Below are 21,807 nucleotides of genomic sequence, written 5' to 3' on the forward strand. Positions count from 1 at the left end.
GGGGTGAAATCCGCGGCGAAGCCGGGCTAGGCTCGATCCCATGGACCACACAACCAGCCTGACCCAGCACGTCAATGCCCCGGCGGACAAGGTGTGGGCGGTCGTCTCCGACATTCCCGGGTCAGCCGCCACTTTGTCCGGCGTCGATTCGATCCAGATGCTGAGCGAGGGCCCGTACGGCGAGGGCACGCGCTGGAAGGAAACCCGCAAAATGATGGGGCGGTCGGAAACCGTGGAAATGTGGGTGGCCCAGGCCGACCCGCCGCGGAGCACCACGGTGAAGGCACGCCAGGGCAGCGCCGACTACACCACCCGCTTCACGCTGGCCGACCGCGACGGCGGCACGGACCTCACGCTGACCTTCGGCGCCGAAATGGTCAACCCCACCCGGATGAGCAAGCTGGCGCTGGCGCTCTTCGGAAAACTGGGCATGCTCATTACCCGCAAGGCCCTCGCTAAGGACCTAGCTGAAATCGCGGCCAAAGCCGAGTCGCTCTGATGGCGCAGGGCGCCGGGGCAGCCAACACGCCCAAAACGCGGACAGCACCCAAGGTCGCCCCGCCGCGGCTCACCCCCGTCCGGCTGGCGGAGCTCACGGACGACCCGTCCCCGGATTTCCAGTCCGGGGAGCGGTACGACGGCGTCCGGTACAGCAGGGCATCAGCCGACGGGCTCGAACTGGGCGGCACCGACTTCGCCGAATGCGAATTCCAGGGCGTGTCCTTCAACGAGACCCAGCTGCGCGGCGCCTCCTTCCGGGACTGCATCCTGGCGGAGGTGTACGCGCCCGTGTTCACGGCGCCCCGCAGCACCCTGCGCGACGTCGAGATCGGCAACCCCCGCTGGGGTTCCGCGGAACTCTACGAAAGCGGCTGGCAGTCGGTGCGGATCGACGGCGGCAAGCTCGACTACGTGAACCTGCGCGGCTCCAAGCTCACGGACGTGCAGATCAGCGACTGCATCATCAACGAGCTGGATCTGGGGTCCTGCGCGGCCACCCGGGTGGCGCTGAAGAACTGCACCATCGGCACCCTTGACGTCGCCGGAGCCCGGTTCAAGGACTTTGACATCCGCGGCACCGACTTCCGCGCCATCAGCGGACTGGAAAGCCTCGCCGGCCTCGTCATCGACGACTACCAGCTCGGGCTGCTGGCCCCGCTGATGGCAAGCCACCTCGGCGTCGTCGTCGCGTAACCCGGCAGAGACTTGGTTGACCCCCTTGCCCCGCCGTGTAATCTTTATAGAACGAACGGTCAGTAAATTGGCGCGCCAGCGGGTCGAACGCAGACGCCGCCGGCGGTGAGAGTTCTTTCGGTGACAGATTCGATGACAGAGACGTTTATCGCGTGAAGGGTGTACCCATGGCATCAGCAGCAGCAGGACCACAGGCATTTCTCGTAGGCGGCGCCCGCACCCCGGTGGGCCGCTACGGCGGGGCACTCTCCGCGGTCCGCCCCGATGACCTGGCCGCACTGGTGGTCCGCGAGGCTGTGGCCCGTGCCGGGCTGGACCCCGACAGCATCGACGAGGTCATCCTGGGCAACGCCAACGGCGCCGGCGAGGAAAACCGCAACGTCGCCCGGATGGCCACCATCCTGGCCGGCCTGCCGCTGCACATCCCGGGCATTACCGTGAACCGCCTCTGCGCGTCCGGCCTGAGCGCCATCATCATGGCCAGCCACATGATCAAGTCCGGCGCCGCGGACATCGTGATTGCCGGCGGCGTGGAATCCATGAGCCGCGCCCCCTGGGTCCAGGAGAAGCCGACGACCGCCTTCGCCAAGCCGGGGCAGATCTTCGACACCTCCATCGGCTGGCGCTTCGCGAACCCGCTCTTCCAGAAGGGTGAGCTCTCCCGCGGCGGGAAGATGACCTACTCCATGCCGGAAACGGCCGAGGAAGTCGCCCGCGTGGACGGGATCACCCGCGAGGACGCCGACGCCTTCGCCGTCCGCTCCCATGAACGCTCCCTCGCGGCCATCGCCGCCGGCCGCTTCGCCGACGAGATCGTCCCGGTCACGGTCAAGACCCGCAAAGGCGAAACCGTCGTCGACACCGACGAGGGCCCCCGCGCCGGCACCACCATGGACGTCCTCGCGGCCCTGCGGCCCGTCGTCGCCGGCGGCTCGGTGGTCACGGCCGGCAACTCCTCCACCCTCAACGACGGCGCCTCCGCCATCATCGTCGCGTCCGAGGCCGCCATCGAACGGCTCGGCCTCACCGCGCGTGCCCGGATCATCGACGGCGCCTCCGCCGGCTGCGAACCCGAAATCATGGGCATCGGCCCCGTCCCGGCGACCCGGAAGGTGCTCGCCCGGACCGGCCTCAGCGTCGGCGACCTCGGCGCCGTCGAACTCAACGAAGCCTTCGCCACCCAGTCGCTGGCCACCATGCGCCGGCTCGGCCTGGACCCCGAGATCGTGAACCGCGACGGCGGCGCGATCTCCCTGGGGCACCCGCTGGGCTCGTCGGGCTCACGGCTCGCGATCACCCTGCTGGGCCGGATGGAGCGCGAGGACGCCCGGATCGGCCTCGCCACCATGTGCATCGGCGTGGGCCAGGGCACCGCGATGCTGCTGGAGCGCGTCTAATGGCGGCCGCCGCCACGGGTCTGGACCCGCAGAATTTCAGCACCCTGCTGATCGAGGAGCGCGAGGACCGGCTGGTGGTGCTCCTGAACCGGCCCGAGGTCCGCAACGCGATCGACCAGCAGATGGTCGACGAGCTGCACGCCGTCTGCGCCGCGCTGGAGCAGACCCCGAAGGTGCTGATCATCGCCGGCACGGAGGGCGTCTTCGCCTCCGGCGCGGACATCGGGCAGCTGCGCGAACGCCGCCGCGACGACGCCCTGCAGGGGATCAACTCCACCATCTTTGTGCGGATCGCCAAGCTGCCGATGCCTGTCATCGCGGCCCTGGACGGCTTCTGCCTGGGCGGCGGCGCCGAGCTCGCCTACGCCGCGGACTTCCGGATCGGCACACCCTCGGTGCGCATCGGCAACCCGGAAACGGGACTGGGCATCCTCGCCGCCGCCGGTGCGAGCTGGCGGCTGAAGGAACTCGTGGGGGAGCCGGTGGCCAAGGAAATCCTGCTGGCCGGCGCCGTGCTGCGCGCCGATCGGGCCCTCGCCGTCAACCTCATCACCGAGATCCACGAGGCCCCCGAACTGATGGCGGCGGCCCACGCCCTGGCTGACCGGATCGCCGGGCAGGATCCGCTCGCGGTCCGGATCACCAAATCGGTGTTCCACGCCCCCGCCGAGGCCCACCCGCTGATCGACCAGCTGGCGCAGGGAATCCTTTTTGAATCCCAGGCCAAATTCGACCGCATGCAGGCTTTCCTCGACAAGAAGTCAGCCAAGAAGTCAGCCACGGCGCCAGCCAAGAAGTCCGAGCAGGATCCAGACCGGAAGAAGAACTGAAGATGAGCAACTCCGTACTCCCCGCGCACCTGCCCGCGACTGGCCTCCCCGACTTCGTCGGAGTCCTCGGCGGCGGCCGGATGGGTGGCGGCATCGCGCACGCCTTCCTGATCAACGGCGCCAACGTCCTCGTCGTCGAGCGCGACGAGGAGTCGGCCGAGGCTGCCCGCGAACGGGTGGAGTCCGCAGCGGCCAAGAGCATCGAGCGCGGCGCCACGGACGGCAACCTGGACGAGATGGTCTCCCGGCTCTCGGTCACGGTCGACTATGACGACTTCAAGGACCGCCAGCTGGTCATCGAGGCCGTCCCCGAGGACTGGGACCTGAAGGTCGCCTCGCTGCGCGGCATCGAGGAACGCCTCGACGACGGCGCGTACCTCGCCTCCAACACCTCGTCCATCTCGGTCAACGCGCTGGCCCGCGAGCTGGCGCGCCCGCAGAACTTCCTGGGCCTGCACTTCTTCAACCCGGTGCCGGCCTCCACCCTGATCGAGGTCGTCCTCGGCGAGCACACCTCCGAGCAGCTCGCCCAGGCCGCCCGCAACTGGGTCGACGCGCTGGGCAAGACCGCCGTCGTCGTCAACGACGCCCCCGGCTTTGCCTCCTCACGCCTGGGCGTCGCGATTGCCCTCGAAGCGATGCGCATGGTGGAAGAGGGCGTGGCGTCCGCCGAGGACATCGACAACGCCATGGTCCTCGGCTACAAGCACCCCACCGGACCCTTGCGGACCACGGACATCGTGGGGCTGGACGTGCGCCTCGGCATCGCCGAATACCTTGAATCCACGCTGGGTGAGCGCTTCGCACCGCCGCAGATCCTGCGCGACAAGGTGGCCCGCGGCGAACTCGGGCGCAAGTCCGGCAGGGGCTTCTTCGACTGGACAGACTAGCCGCCGGCGGCCGGAGGGGGAACGCTCAAGCGTGTGTTGTCAGGACGCTGCCAGGGAGTCGAGAGTCTTCTTGATGCCGTCCATGGCAGGGCCCGCGAGGGAGCGGAACGCCGGCCGGACAAACGGTTCTGCGATCTTGAGCCATCCCTTGAGCTGGAACTCTGCCGTGTACTTCACCTCGGAGCCCGTCCCTGCCGGCGAGACGTCGATGGTGTCCACGGAGATGACCGATTTGTTCTCGCCGCGCAGCGTGATCCGGTTTGCCTTCAGTTCAATCACCTCGTAGGTCAGCGCCTGGCGCTTGCCCCGGAACTCGGCCTCGGCGTGGTAACGGTGCCCGACGGCGACCGGTCCCTCGGAGAGCTTGTTCACCACCGGGGTCCCGGGGTCCCATTCCGGGGTGTGCTCGAACGCCGACAGGTAGTCGAAGGCCCTGGCAGGTTCGAGGGCGGAGTGGACGGTGCCGGTAACTGTGATCATGGACCCAGCCTAACCAGCAGGTCCGCCATGGCATACCGGAGCGGGTTCCTGGCATACCGCGCAGGGGCCGGGGATACCGCGCAGCCGCCCGCCGCCGGCCATGCCCCTAGGATGGTGCGGTGACTTCCCCGGAGCTTCCCGCGATCGCCCCCATCACCCTGACCGGCAAGTACGTCGTCCTTGAGCCGCTGAGCCCGGACCACCACGACGGTCTCGTCGAGGCGGTCCGGGACGGCGAACTCTGGCACCTCTGGTACACCAGTGTGCCCGCCCCGGAGCAGATGGCTGCCGAGATCGAACGGCGCCTGGCCCTGCAGGAGAGCGGCTCGATGCTGCCTTTCACCACGCGGCTGATTGATCCCGCCACCGGCGGACCGGGCCGGGTGATCGGCATGACCACCTTCATGAACATCGACGCCGCCACGCCCCGGGTGGAGATCGGCTCCACCTGGAACTCGGCGTCCGCACACGGCAGCGGCAGCAATCCGGACTCCAAGTTGCTGCTGCTGCGCCACGCCTTCGAGACGCTGGGCTGCCCCGCCGTCGAGTTCCGGACGCACTGGCTCAACCACCAGTCCCGCGAGGCGATCGCGCGGCTGGGCGCCAAACAGGACGGCGTCCTCCGCAGCCACACCCGCAGCGCTGACGGCTCGCTGCGGGACACCGTGGTGTTTTCCATCCTGGAACACGAGTGGCCGATGGTCCGGAATGCCCTGGAGTACAGGCTGGCCAAGCCGCGCTGAGCCGCGCTGAGCCGCGGCGCTAGGCCACACTAGCGAGCCGAATACACCTTGGCGTCCTTCAGCGCTGTGAAGTACGCCTTGTAGCCCGCAGCGTTCGGGTGGAAGCTATCGGCATTACCGGTGGCGCCGTTAATCCACGGGTCGTTCGTTGCCGAGTTGATGCCGTGGCCGGCGAACGCGGTCCGGACGTCGACGTACTGCACCCGGTGGTCCTTGGTGTTGGTCTCCCCGGCGGCTTGGAGGATGTTCGCGTTCAGTTGGTCAGCCAGGAACGTGGCCTGGTAGATGAACGGGGTCATCGAATCGGCCGGATCGAGGTTGAACGGGTCGAAGAGGTAGGGGTAGCCGGTCACCACAATCTTGGCGTTCGGCGCGGCCGTCTGCACGCTCCGGATCATCGCCGCCACATCACCGGCCAGCCGTCTGCTGACGAGCAGGTCCGTCGCGGTGGCGCTGGCTTTGGCGCACGCCGCAGCAAGGGCGGGAACGGCAGAGCCGCAGTTGGTGACGATGTCCCCAAACCCGAGGTTGTTGCCGCCGGCAGTGATGGTCACGAGCTCCGTGGTCTTATTCAGCTGGCGCAGCTGTGTATTCACGACGTCCTGGGTGGTCTTGCCGCTGCAGGCAGCATTGGTGACCAGCTTGATGGCTTTGGCGTGAGCCGCGAGCTCGGCATAGCTGTTCTCGCTGCGGTAACAAGTATCGTTCTTGTACTCACCTGCGCCCTGCCCGGCGGCGTAGGAGTCGCCCAGCGCGATGTACTTGGTCTTATCCGCGGCCTGCGCCGGGACCGCCGCTGCACAGGCCGCCAGTGCCAGGGTGGCGAGACCGGCAGCCACGGCCGTTCGCCGGCGTCGAAGATTCAAGATTCCCATGGTGTTTCCCCTCAGTCGCACGTAGGTCCAGCCCGCCGCGCCACGAGTTGGCGTCGTCAGTCCCGGCACGCGGGCTGAAACCCGGCACGCGAGCTGAAAAGAGCCCGGCGGCTACCGGGCTCACCGTCACCTTACGTGGACGCCTGCACCCCGCACCATGCTTATGGTCCCGTTGTGGAGAACTTTCCTGCATCCGGCCGTGGATCGGCGCCGGCGCGTGTGCTTAGCTTTCAGGATGACGATTCCTGCCACGCCCCGCGGCCAAGCGAAGGCGACGGCCGAGCCTGGGACGGCCGAGCCCGGAGCGGCGGACTGGGACGGGGCGGCGGACTGGGACGGGGCGGTCAACGCCTGGCACATCGCCGGCAGCGTGTTCCGGATGGGACGCCGGGAATGGCTCACCGACGCCGGGTGGCAGCAGGCGTACGACGGCGGCATCCGGACCGTGATTGACCTCCGCAACCCGGACGAGATCCACCGCCGCGACACTGATCCGCAGGTGAGCCCCGGGATTCTGGCGGCGTTCGACGTCGTGCACGCCCCCACCGAGGACCCCGGCAACAGCGAATTCCGCGAGCTTTGTGTCCCCTACCTGAACAATCCGGCGTCATATGCGGACAATGCCCGGATCTTCCCCGGGAACCTGGCCCGGGTGTTCAGCGCCGTCGCGGCGGCGCGGGGCGGCGTCGTGATCCACTGTTCGGCCGGCCGGGACCGCAGCGGGATGATTGCGGCGATGCTCCAGGACCTCGCCGGGGCCGGCGAGGATGCCATCTCCCGGGGCTACGAGCGCGCCATGCGGGGCATCAACGAGCACCACCGGGCATCGGGGATCCCGCATCCGCACGAGCGGTTTCTGCCCGAGGAAGTCCTCGCTCCGCTGCTCGCAGCGCGGCTCCAAAGCCTGCTGCGGTTTGTGCGAAGCGTGAGGACACCGGATTTCTTACGCCACAATGGGATAACGGACCGGGAGCTGACTGCCATTCTGGCCAAATTGGGGCGCTAGAGTAACCCGGGTGAAGACTCCTAGGTATCAGCTGACAGTGCGGGCGGTGGCGGCTGCCGCCATCGCGCTCGCGGGATCGTTCCACGCCGTTCCTGCGCTCGCAGATACCGGTGCAACCCAACCCGCACCTTCAGCCTCGCCGTCGGCGGCCGCTGGCCAGACTCCGGCCGTGGCGACCAGCCCGGCAGCCCCCGGCCCGGCAACGCAGGGAATCAGCGACGCCGGACTCGCGCAGGCCGTCCGGCGCGATTTGGGCATGACAATCGAGGAGTTCAACGCCGCAGGCCAGCACGCCAGGACCGCCGCCGACGCCGTTCCTTCCCTGCGCGAACTCCCCGGCTATGTGGGGACCCGCCTGAAGGGCGGCAGGATTGTCGTCGAAGGCAGCGGCGCCGAGCTGCAGGCCCGGGTCAATGAACTGAACGGGCCCGGAACCGCGGCCGTGTTCGACCTCGTCGCGCCGGCAGTCCAAGCGTCCGTTGCTGCGTCGTCTGCTGCTGCTCCCTCCGCAGCCCCGACGTCTGCTGAAGCCTCCGGTGTCCCGTCGACTCTTGAAGCCTCCGCTGTCCCCTCGAAAGCACCGTCCGCTGGGGAGCTGGTGGCCTCGAACACGGATCAGCTGTTTGACGCCTATGTCCGCGAGGTCGGGCCAGCCGGGCTGCAGGCCGTGGCCTACTCCGGCGGCCGCTTCATTGTCCGCACCGGCGGGACGAATGCGGCTGAAACCGGTCCTGCTCAGGCCCCGGGCCAGCTACCCGCCCCGGTCCCCGCGACGACCACCGCCCCGACGCCCGCCACACCCGCTGCGGTTCCCGGGAAGATCTCCCCGGCCGACTTCGTGGCCCGCTATGCCAACGTGCAGCTGGAGCAGGGGTCCCCGGTCAAAACCGAACAGGATGTCTACGGCGGAGAGGGTTACGTCATCGATGCAGGTTACTGGCGGACTATATGCTCCACCGGCTTCGGCGCGTACAGCGCGGCCGGACTGCCGGTCGCGCTGACGGCCGGGCACTGCGCCGAAGACGGCACAGCCACGGTCTTCGGTCTTGAGCCCCCGGCCTCCTCCACAGCAGGCCATTCGTTGATGCCGCTGCCCGCCAGCCTCCTGCCACTTGGCAAGTTCGGATTCAGCCAGTTCGGGGGACTCAATAACTCGCCGGTCCTGGACCCACTATGGGAAAAAGGTGATCCGGGAGACCCCGGCAACGTGGGCACGGACATCGCCGTCATCGAGGGACTCAACGGCGGAGTCAACCTCCAGGCAGCAGCCACCACCTGGGCCGACGCCGCGAACCCCGCCACCGCCTCCGTGAAGATCATTGGCACGGTCGCCCCGTTCCAGGGCCAGGACGTGTGCCGTTCGGGCCGGACCGCGGGCTGGTCCTGCGGGCAGGTGGAGGAAACCGGCATTTACGTGGTGGGCGGCAGAAGCACAGCCCCGGAGGACGTCCGTGCCTTCCGCGGATTCCTCTCCAGGAACGTCCAGTCCAGCGGCGGGGACTCCGGTGGTCCCTGGATCAGCGGCAACTTCGCCGTCGGCACCCACTCCGCCGGCGAGACGTCCGGCGAGAACTTCGCCATCGCCACGACCCTCGAGGACGCCCTCACCAAGATCCCGGACGCCGTGCAGCTCCAGCTGTTCCTGAACAAGCCCGAGCTCGCCGCGCCGGAAGCGCCGACCGTCATGGCAGGGCAAGCCATCACGGGCCGGGTCCCGGCGGCCCCGGCGTCGGCCGTTGCCGCCAACTCGAAAGTGCGCATCACCGTCGATAAGAAGACAACAGAAGTCCCGGTCGACCCGGCCGGCAACTGGGACTTCCCGGCACCCGAAACCACCGGAAAACTGACCCTCACCGCCGAGACGGTGAACGGATTCAGCCGCTCGGGCGCAGCCACCCTGACCGTCAGCGTGACAGACCTGGACGCACCGGTGATCACCGCCCCGGCCGAGGGGGCGGCACTGAAGTCCGTCACCCGCATCGACGGCACCGGAACCCCCGGGCTGACGGTGAAACTCACTGGCGACATCAGCGGCTCCGCAGCCGTCGCACCGGACGGCCATTGGACCATCCCCGTCGACGGACCCGCACCCGGCCGGACCGCCATCCACGCCGTCCAGACATCCCCCGGCGAGGTGGACAGCCCCGCCGTTACCCGGAACTTCACCCTCGCCCCCGCGGCACCGGCCGTCAACGCCGTCGGGGACGGCAGCGCCCTCAGCCAGGACGCGCTACCCGGGACAATCTCCGGAACCGGCATCGACGGCGCCGACGTTGCCGTGCTGATCGACGGACAGCCCGTCGGCACAACGAAGGCCGGTGCCCGCGGGGTCTGGAGCATGCCGTTCCCTGCCGTTCTCGCCCCGGGGGAGCACACTCTCTTCGCCACCCAGGCGGTCGACGGCGTTGCCTCGGACCCGCTTCTGGTGACCTTCAGCGTTGACGCGCCGGCCGCAGCGCCCACGGTGGTGCCGGCAGGGCCCGACACCCCGGCCACCCAGCCGCCAGTGCTTCCGGCCGGCTCCGCCCAGCCGTCAGTGCTTCCGGCCGGCTCCGGCCAGCTGCCGGACACTGGCGCTGGCGAGTTGGCCGACACCGGCGCCGGGTTCCTTCTGCCGACGGCGGGTCTCGCCGGTGGCGCGATCCTGCTGGGCGGTCTCCTGCTGGCCGGTGTTCACCTGGCCGGGGCACGGCGCCGCGCGGCCCGTTAGGTACCGCCGCCGCCGCCGCCGTCGACGACGATCGCCGCCAACGGCTAACGCCGTCGTCGACGGCTGCCGATGTCCGCATCGACTAATGCCGCCAACGGCTACCTTCCGCCGCTAACGTCCGCCGCCTGAGCCGCTACTGGAAGTCAGCCAGCCAGAGGTCCGGGCCGAAGACTTCGTACTGGATGTCTTTGGCCGGCACGCCGCTGGCCACCAGCGCGCTCCGGACGGACTTCAGGAACGGCAGCGGACCGCAGAGGTAGTACTCGGCGTCGTCGGGAAGCTCCACGGCCCCGACGTCCATAAAGCCGGAGAACTCGGATCCCACCGCAGCCGCGCCAGCGGCGGGTTCCGAGGAAGGATTGAGGAACCAGGCCTTCAGCGACCCGTCCGTCAACGCGGCCAGATCCTCCCGGACCTGCCCCCGGAGCGGGAACGATGCCTCGCTGTCATCGGCATGCAGCAGTATCACCTGGCGCTGGGAGCCGGACTTGACGAGGTGCGAGAGCATGCCGGCCATCGGGGTGATCCCGATCCCCGCGCTTGCCAGCACCAGGGGCCGGTCCGTGTACTCCAGCACCACATCGCCGAAGGGCGCCGAGAGCACCACCTCATCGCCCACCTGGATCTCGTTGTGCAGCAGATTGGACATCTCGCCGTCGGGAGTCTCGAGGCCGTGGACGCGCTTGACCGCGAACTGCCGGTGCTGCCCGTCGTCGGCCTTTGTGAGGCTGTATTGCCTGGGCTGGTGGACGCCGTCGTGCATGGGCATCTTGATGGTGACGTACTGCCCGGGCAGGGACGGCTTGACCTCGCGGTCGTCCATCCGCTCGACCACGAACCTGACGACGTCGTCCGTCTCCTGGACCTTCTCGGCCACCCGCCAGGTCCGCCAGATCGTTTCCGGGGTGAGGTGCACGGCGTTGTAGAGCCCACGTTCCTTGTTGATGAGCATGTTTGCCATCAGCCAGTAGACCTCGTCCCAGGCCGCGGCGACGACGGGCGTGACGGCATCGCCGAGCACATCCACGATGGCCCACATCAGGTGGTCATGGACCACCTGGTACTGCTCCGGGCTCAACCCAAGCGAGACGTGCTTGTGCGCAACCCGCGACAGGAGGTGGTCCGGCACCTGGTCCACGTTGTCCACGAGCAGCCCGGCGAACGCCGCAATGGAACCGGCGAGGGCTTGCTGCTGGCGCCCGTCCGCCTGATTCCCCCGGTTGAAGAGGCCATCCAGCAGGTCCGGCCGCGCCTCGAACATGTGTTTGTAGAAGCGCTTGGCGATCTCCTCGATGTTCTCGCCGACGACGGGCAGCGTTGCCTTGATGACGGGGAGTGAGGTGTCTGAGAGCATGGTGGATCCCTTCCGGTGTGACCGGTCATACCCAGTGATGTCGGGCGAATCAGCACTTCCAAGCTAACAGTCCGGGCACGGGGCCTTCCGGGTCCATCGGCCCTACACCAACCGGGTGCATCGGTGTAGGGCGCGCCGCTCAAGTTTGCCGCGCGGGGCGGAAAAGCCCGGGCGGAAAACCCGGGGCAGAAAACCCGGGGTCGCCGGAACGCGCGGGATCACCGGAAAACCCGAGTTCGCCGGAGGCCTGCGCCGCCGCCGTATGGTTACAGCCTCCCCGAAGCTCTTGGGCCCACCCGGTGGTTTCGCCCGGCCCGGGCCGGTGGGCGAACCCGGCCCTCGCCCGGCCCGGGCCGGCCCCCGGTGCAGCTCAGGCCTTGCGGTCCAGCAGAAGGTTGGTGATCCGCAGGGTGCAGAGCCGCTCGCCGGCCGCATTGTTGATCAGCACCTCGTGGGTGGTGACGGTGCCGCCGAGATGGATGGGCGTCGCCGTGATCGTGATCAGGCCCTCGCGAGCGGACTTGTGGTGGGTGGCGGAGACATCCACGCCGACCGCGGTCTTGCCCAGGGTGCTGGCGTGGATGACCGCTGCCCAGGAGCCCACAGCCTCCCCGACCGCCAGCGAGGCGCCGCCGTGCAGCAGCCCGAACGACTGCCGGTTGCCCTCCACCGGCATGGTCGCCACCACGCGTTCCACGGATTCCTCGATGATCTTGACGCCCATTTTTTCGTCGAGTTCGCCGAGGGTGATCTTCCACAGCTCGGCATTCCGGGGCTCGGGCGTCATAACGTCTCCTCTTTGGCCGGAAAGCCAAGGGCTCAGGCCGATCAGTGCCCCCGCAGCTAGTGTGCGGCAGGCCTCATTCATGTACTGTAGACATATTACCGAACGGACGGTCAGTAATGCTGGCCGTGTTGATCTTGCCCCTGTTGGAAGGACCCGTCAACGATGACCACCACTGCAACTGCTCCGGAACCCACAGTAGACACTGTCGAGATTGTTCCCAGCTTCATCCGGGATTCCTGGTGGACTCCCGACGCCGGCTCCGCAGCCGGCGCGGCTTCCGTCCTAGACGCCAGCACCGGTGAACTCCTCGCCAAGGTGAGCACCGAGGGACTGGACCTCGCCGCCGTCGTGGATTACGGACGCACCACCGGCCAGGCGGAACTCGGGAAACTGACCTTCCACCAGCGCGCACTCAAGCTCAAGGAGCTCGCGCAGTACCTGAACGGCCGCCGCGACGAGTTCTACGCGCTCTCCGCCCAGACCGGCGCCACCAAGATCGACTCGATGGTCGACATCGACGGCGGCATCGGCGTGCTCTTCACCTTCGGCTCCAAAGGCCGGCGCGAACTCCCCAATGCCCAGGTGATCGTGGACGGCCCGATGGAGGTGCTGTCCAAGGACGGTTCCTTCGCCGGCGAGCACATCTACACCCGCATCCCGGGCGTCGCCGTGCAGATCAATGCGTTCAACTTCCCGGTGTGGGGCATGCTCGAGAAGCTGGCCCCCGCGTTCATCGCCGGAGTCCCCACAATCGTCAAGCCCGCCACCCCCACCGGCTACGTCACCGCCGCCGTGGTCAAGGCGATCATCGAATCCGGCATCCTGCCCAAGGGTTCGCTGCAGCTGATTTCCGGCTCGGTCCGCACCATCCTGGACCACCTCGACTACCGCGACATCGTGGCGTTCACAGGCTCCGCCTCCACCGCCAACACACTCAAGTCCCACGTCAACGTGGTCAAGGGCGGGGTCCGCTTCACCTCCGAAACCGACTCCCTGAACGCCTCGATCCTGGGCCCGGACGCCGTCAAGGGCACCCCGGAATTCGACGCCTTCATCAAGTCCCTCGTCACCGAGATGACCGCCAAGGCCGGCCAGAAGTGCACCTCGATCCGCCGGGCCATCGTGCCGCAGGAGCTGGTGCAGGACGTCATCGCCGCCGTCGGGGAGCGGATCCAGGAACGCATCGTCCTCGGTGACCCGCGCGCCGAAGGCGTCAACATGGGCGCGCTGGCTTCCCTCGAGCAGCTCGCCGACGTGCGTGCCGCCGTCCAGTCCATGCTCGACGCCGGCGGCGAACTCGCCTACGGCACGCTCGATTCGCCGAGGGTCACCAGCGCGGACGGCACGGTCGGCGTCGTCGCGGACGGCGCGTTCATGTCGCCCGTGCTGCTGAGCTGGGCGGATCCGGAAGCCGAAGAGGTCCACTCGCTGGAAGCCTTCGGGCCGGTCTCCTCGGTGATCGGCTACACGGACCTGGCCGACGCCGTCCGCCTCGCCGCCCGCGGCGGCGGCTCGCTCGTCGCCTCAGTCTGCACCAACGACCCCGACGTCGCGCGCGAACTCGTCACCGGCATCGCTGCCCACCACGGCCGGGTGCACATGCTCAACCGCGAGGACGCGCGCAGCTCCACCGGCCACGGTTCACCGGTTCCGCACCTGGTCCACGGCGGCCCGGGCCGCGCCGGCGGCGGCGAGGAACTCGGCGGCATCCGCTCCGTCCTGCACCACATGCAGCGCACCGCCATCCAGGGCTCACCGAACATGCTGACCGCCGTCACGGGCGTCTGGCACACCGGCGCCGACCGCAACTTCACGCTCGAGACCGAAGGCCAGCACCCGTTCCGGAAGCACCTGAGCACCCTGCACATCGGTGACGCGATCCGCTCCGGGCTGCGCGAAGTCACCCTGGACGAGATCACGAAGTTCGCCAACTCCACGGGCGACACCTTCTACGCCCACACCAACGCGGAGGCCGCCGCGGCCAACCCGTTCTTCCCGGGCATCGTGGCACACGGCTACCTGCTGCTGGCCTGGGGCGCCGGGCTGTTCGTGGAGCCCGCGCCGGGCCCCGTGCTGGCCAACTACGGCCTGGAAAGCCTGCGCTTCATCACTCCGGTGGCCGCGGGCGACTCCATCCGTGTCACCCTCACCGCCAAGAAGATCACCCCGCGCGAGACCGACGAGTACGGCGAGGTGGCCTGGGACGCCGTCCTGACCAACCAGAACGACGAAATCGTAGCCACTTACGACGTCCTCACCCTCGTGGAGAAATAGCCGGGCCCGGCGCCACCGACGCCGAGCCACCGCCGCCGAGCCACCGCCGCGTCGTCTCCGGGCGGCGGCGCACCCAACCGCCGAGGTGAGATTTCGCGCCCATTGTCCCCGCGGACATGGGCGCGAAATCTCACCTCGGCGCGTATATTCTCCTGCTCTTTCCGCCCCGCACCGGCGTAAAATTCTTCTCGTAGGAGGTGGCGAAATGACCCTAGTTCTAAACAAAGCCACAACGGTCCTGCCAGTAGATGATGTGGAGCGTGCCCACCGCTTCTATGCAGAGGCTCTGGGTCTCCCGCACCGTGGAGTGGCAGACGACGGAAGCGACCTATTCGGCAGCGAAGGCGGCCCCATGCTGCAGTTGATGCCTGTCAGGGACGGAAAGCATTCCGAGCACACGGCCCTGAGTTTTGAAGTCTCCGAGATCGAGCGGACCGTCCAGGAGATGGAGTCCAAGGGCATCCAGTTCCAGGACTACGACCTGCCGGATCTCAAGACCGAGAACCACATATGTACAACGGATTCGGAAAAGTGCGCCTGGTTCATGGACACCGAGCACAACATCCTCTGCGTCCACGAGAACGTCACCACGGCGGCCGATTACCAACTCTGACCAACAGCATTTCACCCAATACACCCGAGGGGAACAGCGTCCCGGCCTGCCGGGGCGCTGTTCTTTTGTCCGGGAAAGCCGCCGCTGCCGCAACCGCCGTCGGCCGCCGCCGTCGGCCTGGGCAGCGCACAGGACCCCCGGCCCTGCGCCGGCCGCCGTCGTCGGCCGGGCGGGGGCACATTGGCGCGGAAACGCCGGTATTCGTCGGCGGCAGGGGGGCTGCGGCCGCCAAAGTGCCCCCGGACCGCTCGGGCGGGAACTGTGCCGCGGCATAGACGCGGGGGGCGTGCGTGAGGAAGGCAAGGTTATGGTTCCCGGCGGTCTTCATTGGGGTCCTGGGCCCCGTCCGCGGACTGCCTTTCGTCTCGTACGCGTTTATCACCTCGGCGCCGGCCAAAAGACATCAGCGCGGACAGGACCGCCAGGACGACGACGATTCCCGCGATGATCAGGATGAGCTGAACCGGTTCCATTGTGGTGCCTCTTCCCTTTGTAATCCTTGCCAGCGGCCCCCTGCCGCCCTGCTGGCTTTGTATCCAAGGTGGCGGCCGGCCCGGCGCTGTTGGTCTCCCCTGGCGTGGGCGCATGCTGCGCGACCCGGTCGTGCGCAGCCGGTGAACGCAGCCGGGTCAGAGCATCGTTGCGCCGCGGTGGGGCTCTATGGCGCGGATGGTGACGTCGACTGTGCCGGGGGTGAGGCCGGTGTGGCTGATGGTTTCACGCACGCGTTCTTGAACCGTTTCGGCGACGTGGAGGGCCGTGTAGGCGATGTCGGTGGCGATATCGAGGTGGACGCGTGCCGTTCCGTCGCTGATTGTCACCGTGACGCCGTTGTGCCGGTAGGTGCCGTCTTGGCTGCCGGGATTGCCGAGGTGTTGCAGGGCGGCGGGACCGAGCCGGGCCAGGAAGCCTTGGATCGTGGGTTCAAGCCTGAGGACCCCGGGTGTTTCCAGTGCGGTGCGCGTGGCGATGGAAGCGATGAGCCGGCTGGTGATGATGGAGCCTTGGATGGATTGGTCAGACATCGTAAAGGTCCTCAACAGTGATGTTGACGGTTCCGGCGCCGATACCGACGCCGGCCGGAAGCGCGTTGCTGATCTCGCGCCGCAGCGACTCCATTGTTCGGGGGATGACGATGCCAGGGGCGGCGGCAACCCGGAGATTAACGATGAGGCGAGGACCGGCAGTGGTGGCGGTACCGGTGGTGGCGGAGGCGTGGTCTTCACCGGCGGGGCTGGCCGCGGCTGAGCGTATTTCGACGCGGCAGCGTCGTGAGTGGACGCCCGGGATCGCTGCTGCCGCGAACCGGATGAGGGAGCGCAGGGCCTGTTCAGTGATCTCCGTGGTGCCGTTGTCCGCGCTGCGCAGGAGGATTTTGCTGCCACGGCGGACTTCAGCGCGAGCCACGCCCATGATGGCGTTCTTGATCGCGGGACGGGGTTTCAGCGCGGGATTATGAAGATCGCTTTCGCGCAGTAAACGGGTTGCTTCACGGAGTCCCTGCAACCGGGTTCTGGCAGTTTGGCAGTGTTCGCAATGTTCTTCGTGTGCCGTGGGCGGCCGGTCGGTGGTGGCCCAGATGCGGTCGATGCTACGGCCGCAGCCGAGCCGGGGGATGTCATCTAGCGCCATTGGCTCATCCCTTCTGCTATCTGGTGCCGTGCCCGGGCGAGTGTGCCGCGTACCGCCGTGGGGCTGATCTTCAGTGTGACACCAATCTCGGCGTAACTGCGTCCGTGCATTTCCCGCAGCAGCCAGCAGGCCCGCTGTGCCGGGGGAAGCGTGTTCAGGACAGCGGTCAGGCCATCCTGTTCGGCGGACCATTCAGCTTCATGGGCCGGATCCGAAATGGCCGACACCGCGAGTACGCCGGCTTGGGCAATGGTGTCCATATCTTCCGGCCGGATGCAGTTCTCGGCATGGGCGGACCGCCTGCGCAGCAGGTCCAGGCATTTGTTCGTCGCCAGCCGGTAGATCCAGCCACCGAAAGCATCGACATCAGCGAGCATGGGCAGGCCGCGCCAGCTCGTTGTCAAGGTCTCCTGCACGATGTCTTCGGCTTCGCCGTGGTCGTTGAGCATCCGGTACGCCAACCGAAAGAGTCTGTACTGATAGGTGAGGACCAGGTGTTCGAATGCTGCCAGGTCGCCGTCCTGGGCCCGCGCGACGATGCTCCCTTCGTCGGGGTCCGGTTCGAAGCCGGGGCCATGATCACCCATGCGCTGTCCATCCCGTCCGGTGGCATACCGGTGTCTGGCCCCAATATGCCACAGCCGGCCAACGCGGGGAACCGTGCCGAGGTTCCGTTGCCCAGTAAGGGAAAAAAATCTGCGCCGTCACGTGACGATTTCTGTCGGGTTTCGTCTTTATCGGTGTAAGCACGTTCACCACTCCACGAGGAGATGTTTTCCATGACAGAGACACCCAGAACCCCCGGAGCTGCCAGCGGCGTCATGGCCTCACCTGAGGAGCAGACGCACGGCGGCGCGCTGGAACAAGTGAAGGCGAGGGACGCACTGCACACCGACCGCGGCGACACCACGATCGAGGAAACCGTAGTGCAGAAGCTGGCCGGCATTGCCACCCGCGAGGTTCCCGGCGTGTATGCCATGGGCAGTGCAGGCCGGCGGGCGTTCAGCGCACTGACCGAACGCATTCCCGGTTCCCAGACCAATGTCAGCGGCGGCGTCAGCGTGGAAAAGGGCGAACGCCAGACAGCCATCGATGTCTCCATCGTCGTCGACTACGGGTTCTCCGTTGTGGAGGTCAGCCAGGCCATCCGCCGCAACATCATTCAGTCCGTTGAGCGCGCCACCGGGCTGGAAGTGCTCGAAGTGAACATCAATGTCACCGATGTCCACCTGCCCGACGAGGAACACGACGACCAGCAAGTCCAGAAGACCCAACTGCAGTAACCACCCGTCACAGAATCCTCCGCCAAGGGGAACGGGACGATGAGGAAAAAGGATGGCTATGTCTACTACACGTTGGTGCGTGACGATAGGACTAGTACTGGGAATCGTTCTCGGCTTCGGCGGCTGGCTGGCGTTGCTGTCCGCGGTGATCCTCGGGTTTATCGGACTCCTGGTCGGCCGGGTTGCGGAAGGAAAACTCGACGTGCAGGCCCTGTTCGGTAGAGCCTCGAGCCGATGAACCCGCCAGGAGCCCACGCCTGGCCCTTGCCGGGGGCCGGGGCCGGGGACGGGCCTTTGCCGGGGGACCGGGACGCCGGGCCGGACTTCGCCGAGACGGGCACGCGGGGGCAGACCGTCCTGGCGGCCAGGGTGATCGAGAAAATCGCCGCCCAGGTCGCCAGCGACGAGTCCTCCGCTGGCGGTTCCTCCGGCGGATTTCTGGGCATCGGGAACCGTGCTGACCTCGCCGCCCGGCCCAAGGCATCCGTGGAACTCGCCGGGAACATCGCGACTCTGAGGGTTGAGGTCGGGATGCTGTACCCGGTGCCGTTACGCCAGGCCACCGAGGCCCTGCGCGGCCGGATCAGGACCAGGGTGACGGAGCTGACCGGAGTTGACGTCCGGGAGGTTGACATCAGGATCTCGTGGCTGACCACCGACACCAACGGACGAAGGAAGTTGCTATGAGCCGGCACGGCCAGCGGTCCTCGCGCCTGCGGCACCGGCCCAGCCGCGCCGTCCCGTCGATCATCGCCGGAATCCTGCTCCTGGCCGCCGGCGTCGGCTTGGTCTGGCTGACCATCACCCGGCTGGTCAACGGCACCTGGCCCACCCTCCTGCAGGGACCACGCGACTGGCTCGCCGCGCTGGCGTGGAACGACCCCGTCCTCCGGCAGATCGGGGTAGCCGCCGTCGTGGCAGGTGTCGTTCTGTTGCTGTGCGCCATCATTCCCGGGGGGTTTAATGCCCTCACCATCGATGACTCCCGCAGCGTCGAGGAGGCTGAGGCGCCGCCGGTGCAGGAGCGGGAAACTGTGATGACGCGCCGCGCCGTCGCCCGCCTGGCGAAAGCCCGGTGCCTGCAGATCGACGGCGTCGGCTCGGCCGCAGCGACAGCCACCACCCGGCGCGTACACCTGAGCGTGGAGACTTCCCTGCACGAGCCGGGGGACCTGCGCACCAGGATCATCGAGGCGGTCCAGACCCGTCTGGAAGAAACCGGGCTCTCCCCGGTCCCGCAGGTTACCGCCACGGTCAGGTCCAGAGACTAAGACCATCCGCGCACCCGCCCGCCGCGACTATTTGAAGGATGGTTTCCGATGAGACAGACCGCAGGAACCCTGAACCGGATCTGGTTGGCAGTTCTCGGCATCCTTTTCGTGGCCGCCGGCGCCGCACTGCTCCTGCAGTCCAACGGGACACTGCATGCTCTTTTGAACACGGCCCGCTTTTGGGAGTCCGTCGTCACGGGTGACCTACACGCGTTCTTTGCGCAGCCGTGGGTGGCGGCCTTCCTACTGCTCATCGGCGTCATCCTCGCGGTGCTCGGGCTGTTGTGGATCATCGCCCAGATCCCAAGGAAAAACACGGCAGGCGCCTACCGCCTCCATGACGACGGCAGCCAGGGATTCACCCTCTGCGACCCGTCCGTCCTCGCCGCCGCCGTCGAAAGCCGGATCAACGCCCTCCCCGGTGTCGTCAGTTCCGCGGTCCTGCTGCGAGGAACGGCCAGTGCCCCCGACCTGAGCCTGAGGGTGACGGTCAATGACAGGGCCGACGTCCAGGACGTCATCCACCGCATCCAAACATCCACCCTGCGGGAGCTCTCCTACGCCCTGGAGGCGCCCCTGCAGCGCAGCCAGCTGCAGATCGAGATCAGCGGACGAAGCCAAAGCACCGGAACCGTGGTGCATTCCACCGGCACTGTCGTCTACTAGCCAACGAGCCTTTCGTGCGGCAAAGCTCTCCGTCGGTTCGGTAGTGGGACCGGGCCGCCGGCCGCGTGCCGGCCCCGCGACGTCCGCGCCGCGGCCGTCAAGGACCGTCGGGACCAGCGGCGCCGTCCGGCCGGGACCACGGGGACACGGGGCGGGACTGGAGCGCGCCGTCGACCGTCAGGTCCACGCGCTCATTGAAGAAGCTGATGAGGCCGTGGATCTGCGCGGCGTCGAGGAACCGACGGTCGTAGCTCCACGCGACATTCCGGCCCTGCGGGGAACCCGGGCGGCTCCAGTAGCTGGCGCGGCCCTTGTAAGGGCAGACCGTCCGCTTGGGGCTCTCCTCCAGCAAGTCCAGCCGCACGTCCGCGGGCGGGATATAGTACCGCACCGGCAGCAGCGTCTCGTAGAGCAACTGCGCGCCGTTCGTGCGGGCCAGCGTCACTCCGTCGAGGGCCACTTCCACGTCCACGGACGACGCGCGGATGTCAACGCGGTGGAACGGATCCCGCGGGTGGCCGATGATCTCCTCATCGTCCTCGAGCCAGTTGAAGGCGTCGAAATCCAGCACCACATAGCCCGCCAGGTCGGGGTCCTTGGGCCGGAACGCAGCCCGGGGGGCCGTCGCCGCTGGGGTCACGACGTCGAACTCCTCGCCGGCGCAGGTGTGCCTGCCGAACGCCGTTCCGGGGTCGAGCGACGTCGGGGCCGCGCCTTGCCGGATGGCGACGGCGTGCTCCCGGACCGGCGCCGCCGGCAGGGCTGGCGGGGCGAGCTCGGCCAGCAGTTCCTGCTCCGGCACGGCAAAGATCGGGGTGATCCGGCGCGGTTCCCAAATCAGGCAGGCCTGCAGCGTGTCGACGACGGCGGTCCGGCCCAGGCTTGCACGGACCCTCTTGGCAGTGGGCTCGTACCGCAACTGGGGGAAGGTGCCCAGGAGCGCCTGGGACAATCTGGTGGCCATCCTCCCAGCGTGGCCCGGGCGCCCGGCGCGGTCAATGGGATTCTGGCGGCGCTCCGGACCACAAGCCAGGCGAAGGACATGGAGCCGTGGGAACGCAGCGGGGCGGCGCGCAACAGTGCGGGCCGGCGCGCAACAGCTCAACAGCGCGGCGCGGGCGCGCACAGGCGCAGGAAGCGGGCGGGCCTACTGCGGGACGTGAAGGCCGTGGAAGGCCATGGTGATGACGTCGTCGGCCAGCTTCTCGGGGGAGAGGGAGCCACCGGGCTTGTACCACTCGACGATGGAGTTGATGGTGCCGAAGAGCAGCCGGGTGACCGTGCGGGGATCGATGTCCTGGCGGAGCGAGCCCTCGTCGCGGGCGGCGGAAATCAGGGCCGCGACCTTGTGGTCGAAGGTGCGCCGGCGTTCCATGGCGTCGCGTTCGATCTCGGTGTTGCCACGCAGGCGCAGCAGCAGGGTGACGAACGGAAGCCGCTCCACCAGCACGGAGATGGTCTCGCGGAGCACGAATTCGAGCCGGGCTTCGGCGGTTCCGGTCTGGGCCTGAGGCTGCTCGAGGATGGCCTCAAGGCCCCCCAGGGCGTGGTCCAGCGCGAGCTTCAGGAGGTCGCCCTTGGACGGCACGTGGTGGTAGATGGCGGACTTCGAGATGCCCAGGTTCTCAGCGAGGATGCCCATGGACGTGGCGTCGTAGCCGTGGCGGTTGAAGACGTCGACCGCAATCACCAGCACCGATTGCTGGTCATAGCCGGGACGGCCGCGTTTGGTGCTGCTTGCTGTTGTGGGCATAGTCGCTAGTTTCTCACGATCAGGAGATCAGTCAGCCCGCCGGGGCGGC

At 67.8% G+C, this 21,807-nt stretch carries 24 protein-coding genes; 15 read left to right on the forward strand and 9 right to left on the reverse strand.

The genetic code is table 11. From position 1 onward, the window contains the following. Positions 1 to 40 precede the first annotated feature (40 nt). The 5 genes from QCD75_RS14400 (at position 41) to QCD75_RS14420 (ending at position 4,311) form a co-directional block, all read left to right on the forward strand. Positions 41 to 499 (forward strand): SRPBCC family protein, encoded by a 459-nt coding sequence (locus tag QCD75_RS14400; RefSeq protein WP_301229725.1) that lies wholly within the window; start codon positions 41 to 43, stop codon positions 497 to 499. Continuing rightward, positions 499 to 1,194, forward strand: a complete 696-nt coding sequence (locus tag QCD75_RS14405) for a pentapeptide repeat-containing protein (RefSeq protein WP_301229727.1) — start codon at positions 499 to 501, stop codon at positions 1,192 to 1,194. Before QCD75_RS14400 ends, QCD75_RS14405 begins: the two co-directional genes overlap by 1 nt. A 167-nt stretch (positions 1,195 to 1,361) precedes the next feature. After that, positions 1,362 to 2,591, forward strand: a complete 1,230-nt coding sequence (locus tag QCD75_RS14410) for a thiolase family protein (protein WP_301229729.1) — start codon at positions 1,362 to 1,364, stop codon at positions 2,589 to 2,591. Further along, on the forward strand, positions 2,591 to 3,421 hold the full coding sequence (locus QCD75_RS14415) for an enoyl-CoA hydratase/isomerase family protein (protein ID WP_301229731.1): 831 nt from the start codon (positions 2,591 to 2,593) through the stop codon (positions 3,419 to 3,421). Before QCD75_RS14410 ends, QCD75_RS14415 begins: the two co-directional genes overlap by 1 nt. Before the next feature lie 2 nt (positions 3,422 to 3,423). Further along, the gene (locus QCD75_RS14420) at positions 3,424 to 4,311 is read left to right on the forward strand and encodes a 3-hydroxyacyl-CoA dehydrogenase family protein (RefSeq protein WP_301229733.1); all 888 of its coding nucleotides are present in this window, start codon (positions 3,424 to 3,426) and stop codon (positions 4,309 to 4,311) included. A 39-nt stretch (positions 4,312 to 4,350) separates the two neighbouring features. On the opposite strand, the gene QCD75_RS14425 is transcribed toward QCD75_RS14420, so the two are convergent. Further along, positions 4,351 to 4,791 (reverse strand): SRPBCC family protein, encoded by a 441-nt coding sequence (locus QCD75_RS14425; RefSeq protein ID WP_301229735.1) that lies wholly within the window; start codon positions 4,789 to 4,791, stop codon positions 4,351 to 4,353. A 119-nt stretch (positions 4,792 to 4,910) separates the two neighbouring features. Between QCD75_RS14425 and QCD75_RS14430 the strand changes: the two genes are divergently transcribed. Continuing rightward, complete coding sequence (locus QCD75_RS14430; RefSeq protein ID WP_301229737.1) at positions 4,911 to 5,534, forward strand: GNAT family N-acetyltransferase; 624 nt, start codon at positions 4,911 to 4,913, stop codon at positions 5,532 to 5,534. A gap of 29 nt (positions 5,535 to 5,563) precedes the next feature. On the opposite strand, the gene QCD75_RS14435 is transcribed toward QCD75_RS14430, so the two are convergent. Beyond that, positions 5,564 to 6,409, reverse strand: coding sequence for an SGNH/GDSL hydrolase family protein (locus QCD75_RS14435; RefSeq protein WP_301229739.1), 846 nt, complete (start codon positions 6,407 to 6,409; stop codon positions 5,564 to 5,566). Positions 6,410 to 6,644: 235 nt separating this feature from the next. Here QCD75_RS14435 and QCD75_RS14440 point away from each other — a divergent pair, with 235 nt between their 5' ends. Beyond that, positions 6,645 to 7,415 carry a tyrosine-protein phosphatase gene (locus tag QCD75_RS14440; RefSeq protein WP_301229741.1) on the forward strand — a complete coding sequence of 257 codons (771 nt, stop codon included), beginning with the start codon at positions 6,645 to 6,647 and terminating at the stop codon, positions 7,413 to 7,415. A gap of 10 nt (positions 7,416 to 7,425) precedes the next feature. Next, positions 7,426 to 10,125 carry a hypothetical protein gene (locus QCD75_RS14445; RefSeq protein WP_301229743.1) on the forward strand — a complete coding sequence of 900 codons (2,700 nt, stop codon included), beginning with the start codon at positions 7,426 to 7,428 and terminating at the stop codon, positions 10,123 to 10,125. Positions 10,126 to 10,258: 133 nt separating this feature from the next. On the opposite strand, the gene QCD75_RS14450 is transcribed toward QCD75_RS14445, so the two are convergent. Then, positions 10,259 to 11,479 (reverse strand): globin domain-containing protein, encoded by a 1,221-nt coding sequence (locus QCD75_RS14450; protein ID WP_301229745.1) that lies wholly within the window; start codon positions 11,477 to 11,479, stop codon positions 10,259 to 10,261. 370 nt (positions 11,480 to 11,849) lie between these two features. Further along, the gene (locus tag QCD75_RS14455; RefSeq protein ID WP_301229747.1) at positions 11,850 to 12,266 is read right to left on the reverse strand and encodes a PaaI family thioesterase; all 417 of its coding nucleotides are present in this window, start codon (positions 12,264 to 12,266) and stop codon (positions 11,850 to 11,852) included. Between the two features lie 162 nt (positions 12,267 to 12,428). Here QCD75_RS14455 and paaZ point away from each other — a divergent pair, with 162 nt between their 5' ends. Together paaZ and QCD75_RS14465 are read left to right on the forward strand one after the other, a co-directional pair. Then, entirely contained in the window at positions 12,429 to 14,540 is a 2,112-nt protein-coding gene (gene paaZ / locus QCD75_RS14460) for a phenylacetic acid degradation bifunctional protein PaaZ (protein ID WP_301229749.1), read from the forward strand. Positions 14,541 to 14,745: 205 nt separating this feature from the next. Beyond that, entirely contained in the window at positions 14,746 to 15,153 is a 408-nt protein-coding gene (locus QCD75_RS14465) for a VOC family protein (protein WP_301229751.1), read from the forward strand. A gap of 629 nt (positions 15,154 to 15,782) precedes the next feature. Here the strand turns inward: QCD75_RS14465 and QCD75_RS14470 are convergent. From QCD75_RS14470 to QCD75_RS14480, 3 genes are all read right to left on the reverse strand, one after another. Further along, positions 15,783 to 16,178, reverse strand: coding sequence for an Asp23/Gls24 family envelope stress response protein (locus QCD75_RS14470; protein ID WP_301229753.1), 396 nt, complete (start codon positions 16,176 to 16,178; stop codon positions 15,783 to 15,785). After that, on the reverse strand, positions 16,171 to 16,560 hold the full coding sequence (locus QCD75_RS14475) for an Asp23/Gls24 family envelope stress response protein (RefSeq protein WP_301229755.1): 390 nt from the start codon (positions 16,558 to 16,560) through the stop codon (positions 16,171 to 16,173). Before QCD75_RS14475 ends, QCD75_RS14470 begins: the two co-directional genes overlap by 8 nt. Positions 16,561 to 16,775: 215 nt before the next feature. Then, entirely contained in the window at positions 16,776 to 17,372 is a 597-nt protein-coding gene (locus tag QCD75_RS14480) for an RNA polymerase sigma factor (RefSeq protein ID WP_301229757.1), read from the reverse strand. 234 nt (positions 17,373 to 17,606) lie between these two features. On the opposite strand from QCD75_RS14480, the gene QCD75_RS14485 reads away from it, so the two are divergent. From QCD75_RS14485 to QCD75_RS14505, 5 genes are read left to right on the forward strand one after another with little or no spacing between them, the layout of a single operon-like run. Then, complete coding sequence (locus tag QCD75_RS14485; RefSeq protein WP_441005493.1) at positions 17,607 to 18,068, forward strand: Asp23/Gls24 family envelope stress response protein; 462 nt, start codon at positions 17,607 to 17,609, stop codon at positions 18,066 to 18,068. 58 nt (positions 18,069 to 18,126) lie between these two features. Then, positions 18,127 to 18,306 carry a hypothetical protein gene (locus QCD75_RS14490; RefSeq protein ID WP_226758630.1) on the forward strand — a complete coding sequence of 60 codons (180 nt, stop codon included), beginning with the start codon at positions 18,127 to 18,129 and terminating at the stop codon, positions 18,304 to 18,306. After that, the gene (locus QCD75_RS14495; protein WP_301229761.1) at positions 18,303 to 18,755 is read left to right on the forward strand and encodes an Asp23/Gls24 family envelope stress response protein; all 453 of its coding nucleotides are present in this window, start codon (positions 18,303 to 18,305) and stop codon (positions 18,753 to 18,755) included. The genes QCD75_RS14490 and QCD75_RS14495 overlap by 4 nt, the downstream gene beginning before the upstream one ends. Then, positions 18,752 to 19,339, forward strand: coding sequence for a DUF6286 domain-containing protein (locus QCD75_RS14500; RefSeq protein ID WP_301229763.1), 588 nt, complete (start codon positions 18,752 to 18,754; stop codon positions 19,337 to 19,339). Before QCD75_RS14495 ends, QCD75_RS14500 begins: the two co-directional genes overlap by 4 nt. 48 nt (positions 19,340 to 19,387) lie before the next feature. Continuing rightward, positions 19,388 to 20,005, forward strand: coding sequence for a hypothetical protein (locus tag QCD75_RS14505; protein ID WP_301229765.1), 618 nt, complete (start codon positions 19,388 to 19,390; stop codon positions 20,003 to 20,005). 97 nt (positions 20,006 to 20,102) lie between these two features. Here QCD75_RS14505 and QCD75_RS14510 read toward each other — a convergent pair whose 3' ends face one another. Continuing rightward, positions 20,103 to 20,969 (reverse strand): DUF427 domain-containing protein, encoded by an 867-nt coding sequence (locus QCD75_RS14510; protein WP_301229767.1) that lies wholly within the window; start codon positions 20,967 to 20,969, stop codon positions 20,103 to 20,105. Positions 20,970 to 21,152: 183 nt separating this feature from the next. Beyond that, positions 21,153 to 21,758 carry a TetR/AcrR family transcriptional regulator gene (locus tag QCD75_RS14515; RefSeq protein WP_301229769.1) on the reverse strand — a complete coding sequence of 202 codons (606 nt, stop codon included), beginning with the start codon at positions 21,756 to 21,758 and terminating at the stop codon, positions 21,153 to 21,155. Positions 21,759 to 21,807 lie beyond the last annotated feature (49 nt).

Source organism: Arthrobacter sp. PsM3, from assembly GCF_030433895.1.
Taxonomy (GTDB): Bacteria; Actinomycetota; Actinomycetes; order Actinomycetales; family Micrococcaceae; genus Arthrobacter.